This is a genomic window from Variovorax sp. Varisp41 (genome assembly GCF_047325085.1).
In the GTDB taxonomy this organism is placed as follows: domain Bacteria; phylum Pseudomonadota; class Gammaproteobacteria; order Burkholderiales; family Burkholderiaceae_C; genus Variovorax.
In genome coordinates this window covers 1,649,853-1,666,477 of the sequence record NZ_CP168541.1, presented here as the reverse complement: position 1 = coordinate 1,666,477, position 16,625 = coordinate 1,649,853, and the positions used below count along the sequence as shown (strand labels likewise).

At 69.2% G+C, this 16,625-nt stretch carries 15 protein-coding genes; 3 read left to right on the top strand and 12 right to left on the bottom strand.

Annotation, left to right across the window (positions count from 1 at the left end; all coding sequences use genetic code 11):
• The first annotated feature begins 12 nt into the window (after window positions 1–12).
• Entirely contained in the window at window positions 13–846 is an 834-nt protein-coding gene (locus ACEN9J_RS39085) for an inositol monophosphatase family protein (protein ID WP_413765118.1), read from the top strand.
• Between the two features lie 14 nt (window positions 847–860).
• Here ACEN9J_RS39085 and ACEN9J_RS39080 read toward each other — a convergent pair whose 3' ends face one another.
• Window positions 861–2,450 (bottom strand): gamma-glutamyltransferase family protein, encoded by a 1,590-nt coding sequence (locus ACEN9J_RS39080; protein ID WP_413765117.1) that lies wholly within the window; start codon window positions 2,448–2,450, stop codon window positions 861–863.
• Between the two features lie 208 nt (window positions 2,451–2,658).
• Between ACEN9J_RS39080 and ACEN9J_RS39075 the strand changes: the two genes are divergently transcribed.
• On the top strand, window positions 2,659–3,633 hold the full coding sequence (locus ACEN9J_RS39075) for a Bug family tripartite tricarboxylate transporter substrate binding protein (protein WP_413765116.1): 975 nt from the start codon (window positions 2,659–2,661) through the stop codon (window positions 3,631–3,633).
• Between the two features lie 25 nt (window positions 3,634–3,658).
• Here ACEN9J_RS39075 and ACEN9J_RS39070 read toward each other — a convergent pair whose 3' ends face one another.
• From ACEN9J_RS39070 to ACEN9J_RS39030, 9 genes are all read right to left on the bottom strand, one after another.
• Window positions 3,659–4,672 (bottom strand): rhamnose ABC transporter substrate-binding protein, encoded by a 1,014-nt coding sequence (locus tag ACEN9J_RS39070; RefSeq protein WP_413765115.1) that lies wholly within the window; start codon window positions 4,670–4,672, stop codon window positions 3,659–3,661.
• A 10-nt stretch (window positions 4,673–4,682) separates the two neighbouring features.
• The gene (locus tag ACEN9J_RS39065; protein WP_413765114.1) at window positions 4,683–5,705 is read right to left on the bottom strand and encodes an ABC transporter permease; all 1,023 of its coding nucleotides are present in this window, start codon (window positions 5,703–5,705) and stop codon (window positions 4,683–4,685) included.
• Entirely contained in the window at window positions 5,702–8,290 is a 2,589-nt protein-coding gene (locus tag ACEN9J_RS39060) for an ATP-binding cassette domain-containing protein (protein ID WP_413765113.1), read from the bottom strand. The genes ACEN9J_RS39065 and ACEN9J_RS39060 overlap by 4 nt, the downstream gene beginning before the upstream one ends.
• A 20-nt stretch (window positions 8,291–8,310) precedes the next feature.
• Complete coding sequence (locus ACEN9J_RS39055; RefSeq protein WP_413765112.1) at window positions 8,311–9,300, bottom strand: AraC family transcriptional regulator; 990 nt, start codon at window positions 9,298–9,300, stop codon at window positions 8,311–8,313.
• A complete protein-coding gene (xylB, locus tag ACEN9J_RS39050) occupies window positions 9,297–10,841 on the bottom strand; it encodes a xylulokinase (protein WP_413765111.1) in 1,545 nt (514 codons plus the stop codon). Before xylB ends, ACEN9J_RS39055 begins: the two co-directional genes overlap by 4 nt.
• 40 nt (window positions 10,842–10,881) lie before the next feature.
• Window positions 10,882–11,871, bottom strand: a complete 990-nt coding sequence (locus ACEN9J_RS39045) for a LacI family DNA-binding transcriptional regulator (protein ID WP_413765110.1) — start codon at window positions 11,869–11,871, stop codon at window positions 10,882–10,884.
• A gap of 99 nt (window positions 11,872–11,970) precedes the next feature.
• Window positions 11,971–12,768 (bottom strand): ATP-binding cassette domain-containing protein, encoded by a 798-nt coding sequence (locus ACEN9J_RS39040; RefSeq protein ID WP_261216354.1) that lies wholly within the window; start codon window positions 12,766–12,768, stop codon window positions 11,971–11,973.
• A gap of 2 nt (window positions 12,769–12,770) precedes the next feature.
• Window positions 12,771–13,784 carry an ABC transporter permease gene (locus ACEN9J_RS39035; protein WP_413765109.1) on the bottom strand — a complete coding sequence of 338 codons (1,014 nt, stop codon included), beginning with the start codon at window positions 13,782–13,784 and terminating at the stop codon, window positions 12,771–12,773.
• Between the two features lie 120 nt (window positions 13,785–13,904).
• A complete protein-coding gene (locus tag ACEN9J_RS39030; protein WP_413765108.1) occupies window positions 13,905–14,960 on the bottom strand; it encodes a sugar ABC transporter substrate-binding protein in 1,056 nt (351 codons plus the stop codon).
• A gap of 204 nt (window positions 14,961–15,164) precedes the next feature.
• On the opposite strand from ACEN9J_RS39030, the gene ACEN9J_RS39025 reads away from it, so the two are divergent.
• Window positions 15,165–15,551: an ester cyclase gene (locus ACEN9J_RS39025; RefSeq protein WP_261216352.1), complete on the top strand. Its 387-nt coding sequence runs from the start codon at window positions 15,165–15,167 to the stop codon at window positions 15,549–15,551.
• A 34-nt stretch (window positions 15,552–15,585) separates the two neighbouring features.
• On the opposite strand, the gene ACEN9J_RS39020 is transcribed toward ACEN9J_RS39025, so the two are convergent.
• Together ACEN9J_RS39020 and ACEN9J_RS39015 are read right to left on the bottom strand one after the other, a co-directional pair.
• A complete protein-coding gene (locus ACEN9J_RS39020; protein ID WP_261216351.1) occupies window positions 15,586–15,852 on the bottom strand; it encodes a hypothetical protein in 267 nt (88 codons plus the stop codon).
• 113 nt (window positions 15,853–15,965) lie between these two features.
• Entirely contained in the window at window positions 15,966–16,604 is a 639-nt protein-coding gene (locus ACEN9J_RS39015; RefSeq protein WP_261216350.1) for an ATP-binding cassette domain-containing protein, read from the bottom strand.
• Window positions 16,605–16,625: the final 21 nt, after the last annotated feature.

Below are 16,625 nucleotides of genomic sequence, written 5' to 3'. Positions count from 1 at the left end.
TCGGTACCTCGCATGTCCGCTTCGCTTTTCACCTCCGACGACCTCGCGTTCCTGGGATCGCTTCTCGCCACTGCCGCGCGCGAAGAAATCATGCCGCGCTTCCAGACGATCCACACCGTCGACCGCCGGCGCAAGACCTCGTCCTTCGACATCGTGACCGACGCCGACGAGGCCTGCGAGGCCGCGGTGCTCGCCGGCTTGCGCACGCGCCACCCCGAGACCGTGCTGATCGGCGAGGAGGCCTGCGCGCGCGAGCCCGCATTGCTCGAGGCCATCGACGACGCCGAGCTCGCATTCATCGTCGATCCGCTCGACGGCACCAAGAACTTCGCGAGTGGCCTGCCTTTGTTCGGCACCATGGCGTCGGTGACCGCGCGCGGCGAGGTGATCGCGGCGGCGATCCACGACCCGGTGCGCGCAGACACGGCCTTCGCGATCCGTGGCGGCGGCGCGTGGATCGAATCGGCCTCGGGCGCAAGGCATCCATTGCAGGTCGCGCCCGCGGTCCCCGTCGAGAAGATGGAAGCCATCGTCGGCACGAACTTCCTGCCCGAGCCGCTGCGCAGCGAAGTCAACGCACGGTTGTCGCGCCTGGGCATGACCAACTGGTTCCGCTGCGCCGCGCACGAATACCGGCTCGCGGCCGCGGGCGACATCGACGCCCTGTTCTACAACAAGCTCATGCCCTGGGACCATGCGGCGGGCTGGCTGCTGCATCGCGAGGCGGGCGGCTATGCGGCGCATCACGACGGCACGGCGTACCGGCCCGCGCACCGCAGCGGTGGGCTGATCTGCGCGGCCGATCGCGCGAGCTTCGACGCGGTGCGCGCGGCCTTGCTGGGCTGATTCGCGTCCGAAGCTCAATAGCCGACAGCCAGGCCGTCGCGCCGCCCGTCGGAGGCGGCGATGTAGAAATCCTCGCCGCCGCGCTGCACCAGTTGCGCGGCGCCGAAATCCAGATGCCCGGTCGGCAGTATCTGGACGGCATGCCCCCGGGTCCGCAGCCCTTCGGCGACTTCCGCGGGCATGTGCGCTTCCAGCTTCACTGTGCCGTCGAGCGGCGAGACCATGAACCGCGGTGCGTCGTTCATGGCCTGCGGATTCTGGGAGAAGTCCGCGAGCCTGCACATCATCTGTACATGGCCCTGCGCCTGCATGAACCCACCCATGACGCCGAAGGCCATCACGGGCTGGTGGTCGGGGCCGGTCACGAAGCCGGGAATGATCGTATGCAGGGGCTTCTTGCCGGGACCCACTTCATTGGGATGTCCCGGCACGAGGCTGAAGTTCCATCCTCGGTTGTGCAGCGAGATTCCCGTTCCGGGCACGACGATGCCCGAGCCGAAGGCGTAGTAGTTCGACTGGATGAACGAGACCATCATGCCGCCCGCGTCGGCCGCGGCCAGGTACACGGTGCCGCCGGCCCTGGGCGTTCCGGCCTGCGGCCGGCCCGCGCGCGTGGGATCGATGGCAGCGGCGCGTGCGGCCAGGTAGTCGGGGTCGAGCAGCGCACTCGCACTGACCTTCATCGAGCGCGGATCGGCAACATGTGCGTGCAGATCGGAGAAGGCCAGCTTCATGGCCTCGATCTGCAGATGCAGCGTCGCTGCGGTATCGAGGCCACTGGCCCGCAGATCGAAATGCCGCAGCATGCCCAGCGCCATCTGGGCCGCGATGCCCTGGCCATTGGGCGGAATCTCGTGCAGCGTGAAGTCGCGGTAGCGCAAGGCCAGCGGCTGGACCCATTCCGCCCGATGCGCGGCCAGGTCCTCGGCGCTCAGTGCGCCGCCGTGGGCCTCGGAATGCTGCAGCATCCGTTGGGCCAGTTCGCCGCGATAGAACGATTCGCCACGGCTCTGCGCAATCTCGGCAAGCGTGCGGGCCTGATCGGCGAAGCGCCAGAGCTCGCCCGCTCGCGGCGCCCGCCCGCCCGGCAGAAAGGCATCGGCAAACCCGGGCTGGTCGGCCACCAGGGCGGCGAGCTGGGGCCAGACCGAGGCGATCACCGGCGACACGGGAAACCCCTCCCGCGCGTAACGAATCGCCGGCTCGAACAGGCGTTCGAACGGCAGCACGCCGAAGCGCTCCGACAACGCCAGCCATCCGGCCACCTGGCCGGGCACGGTGACCGAATCCCAACCGACGCGCGGCATCTCGGTGCGCCCCGCAAAACGCGAGGGACGCCAGGCCGCGGGTGCCGCGCCGGTGGCATTGAGGCCATGCAGTTCATGGCCGTCCCAGACCAGCGCGTACATGTCGCCGCCGATGCCGTTCATGATGGGCTCGACCACCGTCAATGCAATGGCCGTCGCCAACGCGGCATCGACGGCATTGCCTCCGATCTGCATCATCGAAAGCCCTGCCTGCGCGGCCAGCGGTTGCGAGGTCGAGACCACGTTGCGTGCCAGGGTCGGCATGCGATGCGATGCGTAGGGAAGTGACCAATCCATGGTGTGAAGCCGCTGCGAAGAGGGAAGTCCAGCGTAGCTTCGAGCCATTGCGTTGACAACAAGATCGGGTCGGTATGCGCGGCCGGGGCGCGATGTTTGCCAGTTTTCGATAGTGCGGGGCGCGGGCGCGACCTTCGCCTTCGATCACGGCACCGGCAGTTCGCCGTGTCGACCTTCGGTCCATCCACCTGTCGTGGGGAGTAGAGCCATGAGATTTCATTCACGCCTGTTGCGAGCGCTTCTTCTCTCCGCGCTCACGTGGGCGACGGTCACCGCGTCCCATGCGCAATCCGGCGAGGGGCCCCTGCGCATCGTGGTGGGATTCCCGGCCGGCGGATCGGCCGACACCATCGCTCGCCTGCTGGCCGACAAGTTGCGCCTGGACTTCCAGCGGCCCGTGCTCGTCGACAACCGCCCGGGTGCCGGCGGCCGCATCGCGGCGATGGCGCTCAAGGGTCTTCCTCGGGATGGCTCGGTCGTGATGCTCGCGCCGGACGCGCTGGTCACGACGAACCCGCTGGTCTTCAGGAAGCCCGGCTACGAAGTGGCGGACCTGGTGCCGATCTCCCTCGTCGCCGAGTTCGCCTTCGCGTTCGCCACCGGCGCGGAGACGGGCGCGAAGAGCTTTCCCGAATACGTCGCATGGGCACGCGCCAATCGCCCGCGCGCGGACTTCGGCTCGCCGGCACCGGGCAGCCCCTTGCACTTCATCGGCCTGATGGTGGGCAAGGACATCGGCGTCGACCTCGTTCATGTGCCGTTTCAAGGCGGACCGCCGCTGCTGACGGCCATGATCGGCGGCCACGTGTCGGCGGGCATCAACACACTGACCGACATGCTCGAGATGCATCGCAACGGCCGGGTGCGAATCCTCGCGGTGCCGGGCAGCACGCGCGACCCGCGGATTCCCGACGTGCCGACGTTCTCCGAGCTGGGGTTCAAGCAGGTCGTCGCGCGCGGCTTCTTCGGCCTCTATGCACCGGCCGGCACGTCGGCCGCCTCGGTCGAGCGCTGGAATGCCGCGATGCGCCGCGTGCTGGTCCTGCCCGAGGTGCGGCAGCGATTGGGCGAGCTCGCCTTCGACCCCAAGCCCAGCTCGCCCGAGGAGCTCGCGAAGAAGGCGAAGGACGAGACCGCCATCTGGGCGCCGGTGATCAAGGCCTCGGGCTTCTCGATGGATTGACGGCGCCCACCGCGGCCGGACCGGCTCAGAACTTGAACTTCTGCAGGTTCTTCGGCGTCACGATCTCGGCCTCTCCCAGCACGATCTCGCCGTTGTCGAGGATGGTGTAGCTGCCCAGGCGGCCCGCCGTGAAGCTCTCGCCCTTCTTGCCGGTGATCTTGCACTGGGCCAGTTGCTGTGCGGCGTGGTAGGCGAGATAGCCGAGGTCGCTCACGTTCCACCAGATGTCCTGCGCGGAGCCGGCTTCGATGTACTTCTTCATGAAGGTCGCGGGTGCGACGCCCGTGAGCTTGATCTTCTGGATGCCGCCCGATTGCTCGAGCGCGCGCGCCGCCGCCGGCAGGCCGATGCCCGCCGGCACCAGGATGCCCTTGAGGTTCGGGAAGGCCTCGGCCAGTGCCAGCGCCTGTTGCTGGTTGATCTGCTCGCTCTCCTCGCCGTAGGCCACCTGCACCAGCTTCATCTGCGCGAACTTGGGATTGTTCGCGAGTTGCGCCTTCATCACGGAGATCCACGTGTTCTGGTTGGTCGCGGTGGGCGTGCTCGACAGGATCGCGAACTCGCCGCTGTAGCCGATCAACGCGCCCATGCTGTCGAGCATCTGCAGCGCCAGGCTGTCGGAACGCGCCTGGTTGATGAACAGCGTGCGCGCCTCCTTGGTCGCATCGGAGTCGTAGGTCATCACGCGCACGCCCTGGGCACGCGCGCGCCGCAGCGCCGGTGCCAGCGCGTTCGCGTCGGTGCTGGAGACCACGAGCACGTCGACCTTCTGCGCCACCAGCGCATTCACGAACTCGATCTGCGCATCGGCCGTGGCGGTCGAGGGCGCCTGCTGAATCAGCTTGCCGCCGATCTCCTTCTGCGCCTCGAGCGCACCCTGGCGCGCCACATGGAAGTAGGGGTCCGTGTCCATCTTCGGCAGGAAGCCGATGGTGCCCGGCGCCTTCAGGCACGCGGGGTCGGCCGCCGAGGCCGGCAGGGCCGCGGCCATGCAGCCGCAGGCGATCAGGCAGCAAGCGAGGGTCTTCTTCAGTGTCATGGTTGTCTCCTCAGGGAACCGGTCCTTCGATCCGGCGGTTGGAAAAGCGCTGGACGAGCCGTCGCGCGAACGCGGTGTTCGCCAGCCTGCGAATGCCGTTGCTCAGCAACAGCGAAAAGATCAGCAGGAAGCCGATGGCCAGGCCCTGCGCGTCGCCGCCGGTCTGGTTCAGCGCGAGCAGGTTGCGGATCAACGCCACCAGCGCCAGGGCCCAGAAGACGCCGCCCATGCGCCCCCTCCCGCCGAAGACGCTGATGCCGCCGAGCAGCGCGATGGTGATGACATCGAGCTCGAAGCCCAGCCCGTTGCTGGCGCGCGCGCTCGACAGCCGCGCGGTGAGCACCACGCTGGCCAGCGCGCAGACCAGCCCGCTCGCCACGAACATGCCCATGCGCAGCCGCGCCACGCGAATGCCCGTGTAGAGCGCCACGTCGGGATTGCCGCCGATGGCATAGATGCGCCGGCCGGTCGCGGTACGGTGCAGGAACACGGCGAAGACGGGAGCCAGCAGCAGGAAGGGAACGAAGATCCAGGGCACGGCCGTTCCCGGCACGTTGTCGACCCCGAAATCGGTCAGCAGGGCCGGCAATTCACTGACCGAGTCGGTGCCCAGCAGGATGTAGCTCAGCCCGCGGAACAGCGCCATCGTGCCCAGCGTGACCACCAGCGAAGGCAGCAGCAGCCGCGTGACGAGCAGTCCGTTCATCGCGCCGGCGGCCGCGCCCACCGCGAAGGTGGCGGCCACGGCGGCGGCCAGCGGCACCTCGGCGCGCAGCAGCAGCCCCAGCACCACGCTGCACAGGCCGAGGATGCTGGCGACCGAAAGGTCGATCTCGCGCGCGATGATCAACAGCACCATCGGCAGCACCAGCAGCGCCTTCTCGGAGACGCCCGCCGCGATCTGCGACAGGTTGAACGAGGTGGCGAAGCCCGGCACGCGGGCCCACCCGTAGGCCGCCACCAACAGCACCAGCAGCGCGAGAAAACCTTCCCAGCCGGCCGCGCGGCCCAGCCATCGAACGAAGCGGTTCATGCGAGGCTCCTGGTCACGCGCCGGGGTTGGTTGGCGCGCCGCGTCACGACCGCGTCGATCGTGATGGCGGCGAGGATCGCGAGGCCGTAGACGGCCTGCAGCCACAAGGGATCGATGCGCAGCAGCACCAGCCCGTTGCGGATCAGCAGCAGCGCCACCACCCCCAGCACCACGCCGAGCACGGTGCCCGAGCCGCCGCGGATGGCGACACCGCCGACCACCACGGCGGCGATCACGGTGAGCTCGAAGCCGAAGGCGGTGCGCGAATCGATGGTCGCGTAGCGCGACGCCCACATCGCGCCGGTGAAGCCGGCCAGCATGCCGGCGATGCAGAACACGGCGAGCACGCGGCGCCCGATCGGGATGCCGATCAGCCGCGCGCCATCGGGGTTGGAGCCGATCGCATAGACGTCGCGGCCCACGGTCGCATAGCGCAGGCCGAGCCCCACGGCCAGCGCCGCGGCAAGCGCGAACCAGGCCGTGGCCGGCAGGCCCATCACCGCGCGGCTCGACACCTCGAGCCACGACGCCGGCACCTGGTCGGCGCTGACCTGGCTGCCGCTCGCGAGCATGCTGTCGAGCCCGCGGTACATCGCGAGCGTGCCCAGGGTCACGACGATGGCCGGCACGCCGCCATAGGTGACGATGGCGCCGTTGACCAGCCCGCAGGCCAGGCCCACGCCCACGGCCGCGCCGATGGCAGCGGCCGTGCCGAGCTCGGGATGCGCCCGCATCAATGCCGCGGCCACATAGGCCGACAACCCGACCACCGAGGCGACGGACAGGTCGATGTTGCGGGTCAGCAGCACCAGCATCTGCGCCAGCGCGACGATCAGCAGCAGCCCCGCATCCATCGCCAGCGCGCTCAGGTTGCTGGCGCTCAGCATGCGCGGGTTCAGCAGCGAGACGCCCAGCACCACGGCCGCGATGACCACGAGCAGGCCCAGTTCGCGCCGCGGGAGTGCGGCGGACAGCCGCCGCGCGGCGGTGTTTCGTCCGGCGGTGGCCACGGGGGTCGGCATCGCCACGTCGACGCGCGGCGCCGCCGATGCGGCCGCGCTCGCCCGCCCCGCATCGGTGGCCGCATAGATCACCGACTCCTGCGTGGCCTCGGAACGGTCGAAGCTGCCCGACATGCGCCCCTCGCGCATCACCAGCACGCGATGGCTCATGCCCAGCAGCTCGGGCAGCTCCGACGAGATCATCACGATCGCCATGCCGCCGCGCGCCAGGTCCGCCATCATGGCGTGCACCTCGGCCTTGGTCTGCACGTCGACGCCTTGCGTGGGCTCGTCGAGGATCAGCACCTTCGGGCCGGTCGCCAGCCACTTGCTCAGCACCACCTTCTGCTGGTTGCCGCCCGAGAGGTCGCTGATGGGCTGGTCGTAGCTGCGGTAGCGAAGCCGCAGGCGGTCCAGGTGCGGCGTGACCGCGCGCAGCTCGGCCTCGCGGTTCACCAGGCCCGCGCGCTTGACCTGGTCGAGCACCGCCAGGGTGGCGTTGGTGAGGATGCCGAAGTCCATGACCAGGCTCTGGCCCAGGCGGTCCTCCGACACGTAGGCGATGCCCGCCTCCATCGCCTCGGCGGCCGAGGCGAAGACGCGGCGCTCGCCGGCCAGCACGATGTGCCCGCTGGTGGGCCGGTCGATGCCGAAGAGCACGCGGGCGATCTCGGTGCGACCGCTGCCGACCAACCCGCCGATGCCGAGGATCTCGCCGGCCTGGAGGTCGAACGACACGTCCTCGAACGCACCGTCGCGCCCGAGTTGCTCCACCTCGAGCACGACCGGGCCAGCCGGCGGCGCGAGCGCCGGATACAGGTCCGCCAGTGGACGCCCGATCATCAGCCGCACCGCGCGGTCGTGCGGCATGTCGGCCACCGGCGCGACCTCGACGATGCGGCCATCGCGCAGCACCGCCACGCGGTCCGACACGCGGTAGATCTCCTCCATGCGGTGGCCCACGAACATCATCGCCACGCCGCGGGTGCGCAGCTGCGCCACGACCTCGAACAGCCGGTCGACCTCGCGCGTGGTCAGCGCGGCGGTGGGTTCGTCCATGATCAGGACGCGGGCCTGCACCGACAGCGCGCGCGCCACTTCCACCAGTTGCTGCTCGGAGCTGCGCAACCGGCCGAGCGGCGTGCGCGGCGCGCACGACAGGCCCACGGTCTCGAGCAGGCGCTCGGCCTCGGCATGCATGCGGCGATGGTCGAGCGCGCCGAACGGGCTCTTGAGCTGCCGCCCCATGAACAGGTTCTCGGCCACCGAGAGATCGGCGAACAGCCCCGGGTGCTGGTGCATCACGGCGATGCCCATGCGCTGGGCATCGAGCGGCGAGCGCAGCGTGACCGGCTCGCCGCCGACGTGCACCTCGCCGCGCGTGGGCTGGTGCACGCCGGCGAGCAGCTTCACGCAGGTGCTCTTGCCCGCGCCGTTCTCGCCCAGCAGGGCCAGCACCTCGCCGGGCATCAGGTCGAAGGACGCGTCGCTCAGCGCGACCGTGCCGCCGAACTGCTTGGTGACGCCGCGCAGTCCGGCCACGCCGCGGGGACTCCCCGTGAAGGGAGACGAAAGATCTTGCATGGAGTGCTCGCTGGTTGCGGCTATGCGCCGGCCGATTGGAGGAATGCCTTGTCGCTGCGGTACGCCGCCGGGGTCATCCCGCGAAGCCGGCGAAAGTGGCGATTGAAGTTCGAGATGTTGTTGAACCCGACCTGGTAGCAGATGCTCGATATCTGCTGGTCGGTGTGACGAAGCAGGTGGCATGCCTTGGTGATGCGCGTGCGCGTCACGAACTCGACGAAGGTGCAGCCCATCACCCGGTGAAAGGAGCGCGAGAAAGTCTGCGCGCCCATGCCCGCGAGCTCGCCCATCCCGCCCAGCGTGAGGTCTTCCATGTAGTGCTCGCAGATGTGGCCGACCACCTTGTCGATCCGGCTCGACAGCCGTTCGGTGACTTCCTGCGATGGCCGCGGGAGCGCGCGGTCCATCGACAGCGGATGGCTCTCGGGCCAGGTCGCGAGATAGCTCAGCAGTGCCACCAGCTCCGCGAAGCGCGCCAGGCCGCGGTAGGCCCGGATGCGGTGGAAGTGTTCGCGGATCTCCTCCCCCATGCCCGCGAACTCGATCCCGTGGCGTGCCCGCTCCAGCAGGCGCAAGGCCTCGCCCAGATCGGGGAACAGGCCCGCCGCCTGGCGCAAGGCATCGTCGCCGAACTGGATCGCCAGGCTTCGCACGGCCACGCCGCCCGCCGGTACGTCGTGGGAGACGAAATGGTGCGGCACCGATGGGCCGATCAGCGCGAGGAAGCCCGGCGCGAAATCGACGATCTCGTCGCCGATGTAGGCCTTGCCCCGGGTCTTGACGACCAGGTGCAGCTCGTATTCGTCGTGGTAGTGCCAACGGTCCAGCCGCGACGGCGCGCCGTGCACGAGGCAGCCGATGCCGCTGGATGGCGCGGTCTCGAAGCCCAGCGCCGGGTCGCGCAGCAGTGCGTGCTCGAAGGTGGCCTCGTGCGGCTCGCGCAGATGCGGTGCGCCTGCTAGCGCGTACGTGGCGCGGGCGACGGGAGCGAAGGCGGTGGCGATGCTCATTGCACGGACTCCATGAAGCGGGGAGAAAGCGCCTGCGCACGCGCGCCGAACAGGGGGGCCAGGACGCGGTACATGTCGCGGAAACTCCGGTAGCGGGTGTCGAACATCGAAGCCAGCGCTTCGTCGGGCTGGTGGCGCGACACCACGCGCGCGGGCCTGCACACGGCCCGTGGGTCGTGGCCGAGCGCGAGCCAGCCCAGCCGCGCGGCGCCCAGCGCGGCGCCGAGTTCGCCGCCCGCGAGCCGGTGCACCGGCTTGCCCAGCACGCTGGCGAGCATCTCGGTCCAGTAGATGCTGCGGGCGCCCCCGCCGACGACGGCCAGGGAGGCGATGCGCGTGCCGGTCGACTCGATCGCGGCCATGGCATCGCGCAGCCCGAAGCACACGCCTTCGAGCACCGAGTGCCCGAGCAGCGCGGCGTTCGTGTCGTGCGACAGGCCGAAGAAGACGCCGCGCGCATCCACGTCGTTGTGCGGCGTGCGCTCGCCCGACAGATAGGGCAGGAAGAGGGGCGCCTGTGCCGGATGCAAGGCCTGCGCGGGATGGCCCCCTCGTGCCATGTTGCCTTCGATCACGCGCAGCAACGCGTCTTCGTCGGGCTCGCCGACGACGCGGCTGATCCAGCGCAGGCAGCTCGCGCCCGAGAGCATCGCGCCCATCTGGTACCAGCGCCCGGGCAGCGCATGGCACCAGGCGTGGATCGATGCCGCCTCGTCGATGGCGGCGTGGCCCGTCACGGCCACGATCGATGCGCTGGTGCTCAGGTTGACGAAGGCGTCGCCCAGTTCGATCGAGCCGATGCCCAGGCCCGACACCGGCGTGTCGCCGCCGCCGGCAGCCACCACGACGCCGGCCGCTAGGCCGAGCTCGGCCGCGATCTGCGGCAGCAGCATCGCGCCCGGCTCGGTGGACTCGCGCACGCGCGGCAGTTGCGAGAGCGCGAGGCCGCTGGCCGCGACCAGCGGTTCGCTCCAGCAGCGCCGCTTCACGTCGAACCACAGCGTGCCCGCCGCATCCGAGACGTCGGTGGCGCGTTCGCCGGTCAGGCGCAGCCGCAGGTAGTCCTTGGGCGACAGCACGCAGTCGATGGCGGCGAAGCGCTCGGGCTCGTGCCGCGCCATCCAGCGCAGCTTGGGCGCGGTGAGGCCGGCCATCGGCCGGCTGCCGGCGATCGCCGCCACCTGCGGCACCGCGGCTTCGATCTCCCGGCTTTCCTTCACCGCGCGCCCGTCGTTGTGCAGCATCGCCGGGCGGATCGGCTGGTCGTCGCGGTCCAGCACGACCGCGCCGTGCATCTGGCCCGTGAGGCCGATGCAGGCGATGCACGGCCAGGCCCGTGGACAGGCGTTGCGCAGGTCGGCCAGCGCCTCGCGCACGGCGGCCCACCACTGGCGGGGATGCTGCTCCGACCAGTCGGGCTGCGGACGGGAGATCGGCAGGCGCTTGTCGACATGGCAGAGCACCGTGCCGTCCTCGTCCAGCAGCAGCACCTTCACCGCGGAGGTGCCGAGATCGATCCCCAGCGAAACGTTCGTGCTCATACGGGGATCGCTCCCCGCATGGCGCGCCGGTCAGCGTCGGCTAGGCACAGCCACAGGAACGGCGCACCATGAAGGTCGGCGCCAGGCGAACGGTCTGCCGTGGACCGTCGGGCGCCTTGATGCGCTTGTTGAGCAGCTTCATCGCGCGCAGGCCGATGTCCTGCACCGGCTGTGCCATGACCGTGAGGCGTGGCTCGAAGTACTCGGCCCAGTCGAAATCGTCGAAGCCCACCACGGCCACGGCATCGGGGATGTCCAGGCCCGCCTCGCGGATCGCGCTGACCACGCCGATGGTCATCAGGTTGTTGGCCGAGACGATGGCCGTGGGCGGCTCGGGCAGCGCCAGCAGCGCCTTCACCGCCTCGCGCGCCGGCCCGATCGTCGACTGCCCCTCGCGCACCAGCGATGCATCCCAGGGCAGCCCGGCCTGCGCCAGCGCGTCGCGGTAGCCCTGCAGGCGTTCCATGGAGGTCGAGAGCTCCGGCGCCCCCGAGACGAAGCCGATGCGCCGGTGGCCATGCCCGACCAGGTGCGCGACCATCTGCGCGGTCGATGCCACGTTCTCCACGCCGACCTGGTCGAAGTCCGTCGACATGAGCCGATCGACCAGCACCGTGGGCACATTGGCTTCCTGCAGGTACTTCAGCGCCCGCCGCTCGGGATCGGCGGCCGGGGCGAACAGGATGCCGTCCACGCGGCGCTGGTGCAGCGTCTTGATGGCCCGCAGCTCCTGGGCCGGATCGTCGTGCGTGTCCACGAACAGCATCGCCAGCCCGAGCCGGCTGCACTCGGCTTCGATCGCATGCACCGTGCCCGAGAAGTAGTGGTTCGACACCGCCGCGATCGCGACGCCGATCGTGCTCGAGGCCGAGCGCGCCAGCGAGCGCGCGAGGATGTTCGGCGTGTAGCCGACCTTGGCGATCGCCGCCTCGACGGCGCGCACCGTGTCCGGATGGACCACGCGGGTGCCGTTCAGCACATGCGACACGGTGGCTGTGGAGACCTTCGCCGCGAGCGCGACGTCGTTCATGGTTGGCAAGGGGAAGCTGCTCCTGTTGATCGCCCGGCGCCAAAAGCCGGGCGGACACGATTATTCCCTCGAACGGGGAGCTCCCTGGATGCATCTTGCTCAAGCCAGTGCCTCCGCGGGGAGGTCCTCGGGCCGCTTCGCACCGGTCATGACCGCGACCACGTCGCTCATGCCGATCGCGTTGGGGTTGACCACCGCGGCGCGGCGGCCGAGCCGCGCGATGTGGATGCGGTCGGCGATCTCGAACACGTGAGGCATGTTGTGGCTGATCAGGATGACCGGCAGCCCCTTGTCGCGCACGCGCCGGATCAGCTCGAGCACCATGTTGCCCTCCTTCACGCCAAGCGCGGCCGTGGGCTCGTCGAGGATCACCACGTGCCGCGCGAAGGCGGCGCTGCGCGCGACCGCCACGCCCTGGCGCTGGCCGCCCGAGAGCGTCTCCACCGCCTGCACCATCGAGCGGATGCCGATCTGCAGCAGCTTCATGTGCGCCTCGGCTTCGGCCAGCATGCGCTTCTTGTCGATGATGCGGAACAGCCGGCCCAGCAGGCTGTCGCGCAGCAGCTCGCGGCCGAGGAACAGGTTCTCGGCGATGGTCATGGCGGGCGCCACGGCGAGGTCCTGGTACACCGTCTCAATGCCCTTGCGGCGCGCATCCATCGGCGACTTGAACTGCACGGGCCGGCCGTCGAGCAGGATCTCGCCCTCGTCCGGAATGGTCGCGCCCGACAGCGCCTTGATCAGCGAGGACTTGCCCGCGCCGTTGTCGCCGATCACCGCGAGGATCTCTCCGGCGCGCAGGTCGAAGTCGGCGCCGTCCAGCGCCGTGACCTGGCCGTAGCGCTTGACCAGGCCGCGCGCCTGCATCACGAGCGGGGGAGGTGTTCTGGCGTTCATGTTCATCCCTTCTTACGCGAGAGTTCGTCGGTGGCCACCGCGAGGATCACCAGCACGCCGGTGATCAGCACCTGGTAGACCGAGGACACGCCCATCAGCGTGAGCCCGTTGCGGAACACGCCCACGATCAGCGCGCCGAGCAGCGTGCCCAGGAGGAGGCCGCGCCCGCCGAACAGGCTGGTGCCGCCGAGCACCACGGCCGTGATGGCGTCGAGGTTCTCCGTCTGCCCCGCGTTGGGGTCGCCCACGCTGGTGCGCGCCACGGACAGCAGGGCCGCGATGCCGTAGAACAGGCCGGCGACCATGTAGACGCCGAGCAGCACGCGATCGGTGGAGATGCCGGTCAGGCGCGTGGCCTCGGGGTTGTTGCCCACCGCATAGACATGACGGCCGGGCCGTGTGTCGCGCAGCACCCACCACATCAGCGCATAGAGGCCGAGCATGAGCACGGTGCCGTAGTTGATCTCCACGCCGCCCATCGACACCGTGCCGCCGAACCAGGTCAACGGCGACGGAAGATCGGTCACGGTCTGCGCATTGGAGTAGAGCTGCGTGATCGCGAACGCGATGTTCATCGTGCCGAGCGTGACGATGAAGGCCGGCAGCCGTACCCGCGTCACGAGCAGGCCGTTGAGCAGGCCGAAGGCCACGCACACCAGCATGCCGCAGGCGATCGCGAGATAGGGATCGAGGCCGGCGGCCGTCGCGAGCTTCGTCATGAAGATGCCGCCGAGCGCCATCACCATGCCGCACGAGAGATCGATGCCGGCCGTGAGGATCACCAGGGTCTGGCCGATGGCGATGGTGCCGACCACCATCACCTGCTGCAGCACCAGCGAGAAGTTCTCGACGCTCAGGAAGCGATCGCTCTGGAACGAGAAGAAGGTGCAGGCCAGCAGCAGCGCGATGACCGGTCCGAGCGAGGACAGCCGGGGCAGGCGATGCCGCAGGCTCGGGCCCGGCGACGGGCCGGCCGTTCGGCCGAGCGACGATGAAGTGGGGGATGCATGGCTCATGGCGGCCTCGTGGTTGGCGGTGGTGCCCTGCGTGCGGCATGGCTGCGCCCGACCGCCATGCGAGCCATGGCGGCTGGAGGAAGAAACGGGTGAACGGTGGCCGGGTGCTCGCGCGTGCGCCTACTTGGCGCCCCAGCACAGCCCGAGGCCGACGGCGCTGTCCTTGCTGTCGATGCCGGGCATGGGCTTGTCGGTGATCAGCGTGACGCCCGTGTCGGTGTAGCCGCTGGCCTTCTTGCCGGTCTTCGCGAAGGCGATGCCGGCCTCGACGCCGAGGCTCGCCATGCGCAGCGGATACTGCTGCGAGGTCGCGTCGATCATGCCGGCCTTGAGGTTCTTCACGCCGGTACATCCGCCGTCGACCGCGACGATGACGACACCCTTATCCTTGCCCGCCTTCTTCAGCGCCTGGTACGCGCCGGCGGCGGCGGGTTCGTTGATCGCGTAGACGAGGTTGATGTCGGGAGACTTCTGCAGGCAGTTCTCCATCGCGGTCTGCCCGCGCGGCTGGTCGCCGTAGCTGTCGGCCATGCAGACCACCTCGGGCGCGGTCGACAGCTGGTTGCTCCTGGCATCGGCCACGCCGGGCAGGCCGAAGCCCGCGAGGAAGCCGTTGTGCCGCTGCGCGCCCACCGGGTGCCCGGGGAACAGGTCGATGGTCGCGATCTTCGCGGGCTTCCCGCCGAGTGCCGCCTTCGCATACCGGCCGATCAACTCGCCGGCCGTGTAGTTGTTGGTCGCGAAGAGCGCGTCGCTGGCCTCGATGGGATCGGTCGGGCTGTCGAGCGCGATGACCATCACGCCCTTGGCCTGCGCCCGCTTGATCGTCGGCACGATCGCCTTCGAGTCGCTCGGGGTGATGAGCAGCGTCGTGGCACCCGCCGCGAGCATGTTCTCGATGGCCGTGACCTGACCGGCGTTGTCGTTGTCGAACTTGCCGGCACCCGTGAGCAGCTTCGCGCCACCGGCGTCCGCGGCCTGTTTGGCGCCTTCCTTCATCTTCACGAAGTAGGGGTTGGTGTCGGCTTTCGTGACCAGGCCGATGACGGGCTGGGCAGCGAAGGCGCCGGGTATCGCCGCGTGGGCGAACACGACGGCGATGCACGCCGCGGCGTGGCGAATCTTTATTAGCACTCTTGCCTCCTTGAAAACGGCATTCACCGCCGTTGGAGGCATTTTTCAACGACGTAAGCGCTTGCGCAAGCGCTTAACATTGCCAGATTCCTAGGGAAAACCAGACCATCGCGGGCTGACCGGCACGGAATGAGAACTGCGTCACACTTTGAAGGCCCGGGGAGTTCGGCCGGCGCGCTGCTGGCAAATGCGCCGATTCGCCGCCAGGCACGAGACGCGGCGCATGCCGGCTCCTATGCTGCGTTCATGACCGCCTCCGACCTCGCCACCCTCTACCGCCACTACATCGACTGCCTCAACGCCCAGGACTGGGCGCGCCTGGGCGACTTCGTGCACGACGACGTCCGGCGCAACGGCGTCCGGCTCGGGCTCGCGGGCTACAGGGAGATGCTCGAGACCGATTTCGCGCAGATCCCCGACCTGCGCTTCCTCATCGACTTGCTCGTGAGCGAGCCGCCCCGCATCGCGAGCCGGCTCGCGTTCGAATGCACGCCCAAGGGCCTGTTCATGGGACTGCCGGTGAATGGCCGGCGCATCGCGTTCGCCGAGAACGTCTTCTATGAGGTCGCCGACCAGCGGATCCGCGAGGTGTGGTCGGTGATCGACAAGGCATCGATCGAGGGACAGCTCTGACCGGGTGCGCGGGCCTCTGGCACGGCCCCTTCGTTCACACCGGCGCGCGTGCTTCGTCCTTGTTTCTCACGCAGTACTCGAGCGCCGCCTCGAGCATCGGCCAGTTGGCGAACACGTAGACCCGTTCGACCCGGTCCCAGCGCCCACCGAATTCCTTGAGCGTCAGCGCGAGCCCGGAGAGGCTGCCCAACACGGCGGGCTTGGATTTTCCATAGGGTTCGCAGTGCTCGGCCACTGTGCAGCCAAGCCGCGCCGCAAGGCCCTGTGCGCGGTCCGTACCGCTCGAAGGAGGAAGAAGCATGCGCGGATTTTCGCAAAAGCCCGGGGGCGCATGTTTCTCGTCGCATCCCCCAAACGTGGGGTTGTCAACCGCGATGCCGGTGTTCGGGCCGCGCTGGCTACCGAAAGCTGGCCTCAGGATGAGGGCAGTTCGATCAGTCCCGCGAGCGGCACCGCCTCGATCCGTTCGGCGCTTGCGATCACGATCGCGCGGTCGGACCGGCCGGCGCTCTCGGAGAGGGTGCGCCACAGACAGCGGATCGAGTTGGCATCGAGCGCCGCGGTGGGTTCGTCGAGCAAGATGAGTGCACGCCCCGAGGCCAGTGCCGCCGCCAGCCAGACTTTTCGTTTCGACCCGGTGGAGAGCATGTACATCGGCTTCTCGAGGTGCGGCGTCAGGGAGAAGCCCTCCACGAGCGCTTGCCACTTCGATGCATCAAAGCCTGGGTCGCCGGCACTCAACGATGCGGTGCACTGCGTCGCCGGGATCTCATTGAAGGCGTCGGTCTCCGGGTCGACGAAGAACAGGTTCCTGGCATAGGCGTCCCGGTCTTCGTCCAGGCGCGCTCCAGCGAGGTCCAGCTGGCCTTCGCCGCGAAGCTTCCCCGCCAGCAGCCGGAGCAGCGTCGACTTTCCGCTGCCGTCGTCACCGTGGATCTGGGTCACCCCGGCGCCGACGCTGGCGTTCCAGGCGGACAGGAGCGCGGGCCGCCCGGGGTAGGCGAAGCTCAGGCTCCTGACGACGAGAAGGGGCGAGACAGACGCTGGGTTCATGCCTCGACCCTAACGCAAAAC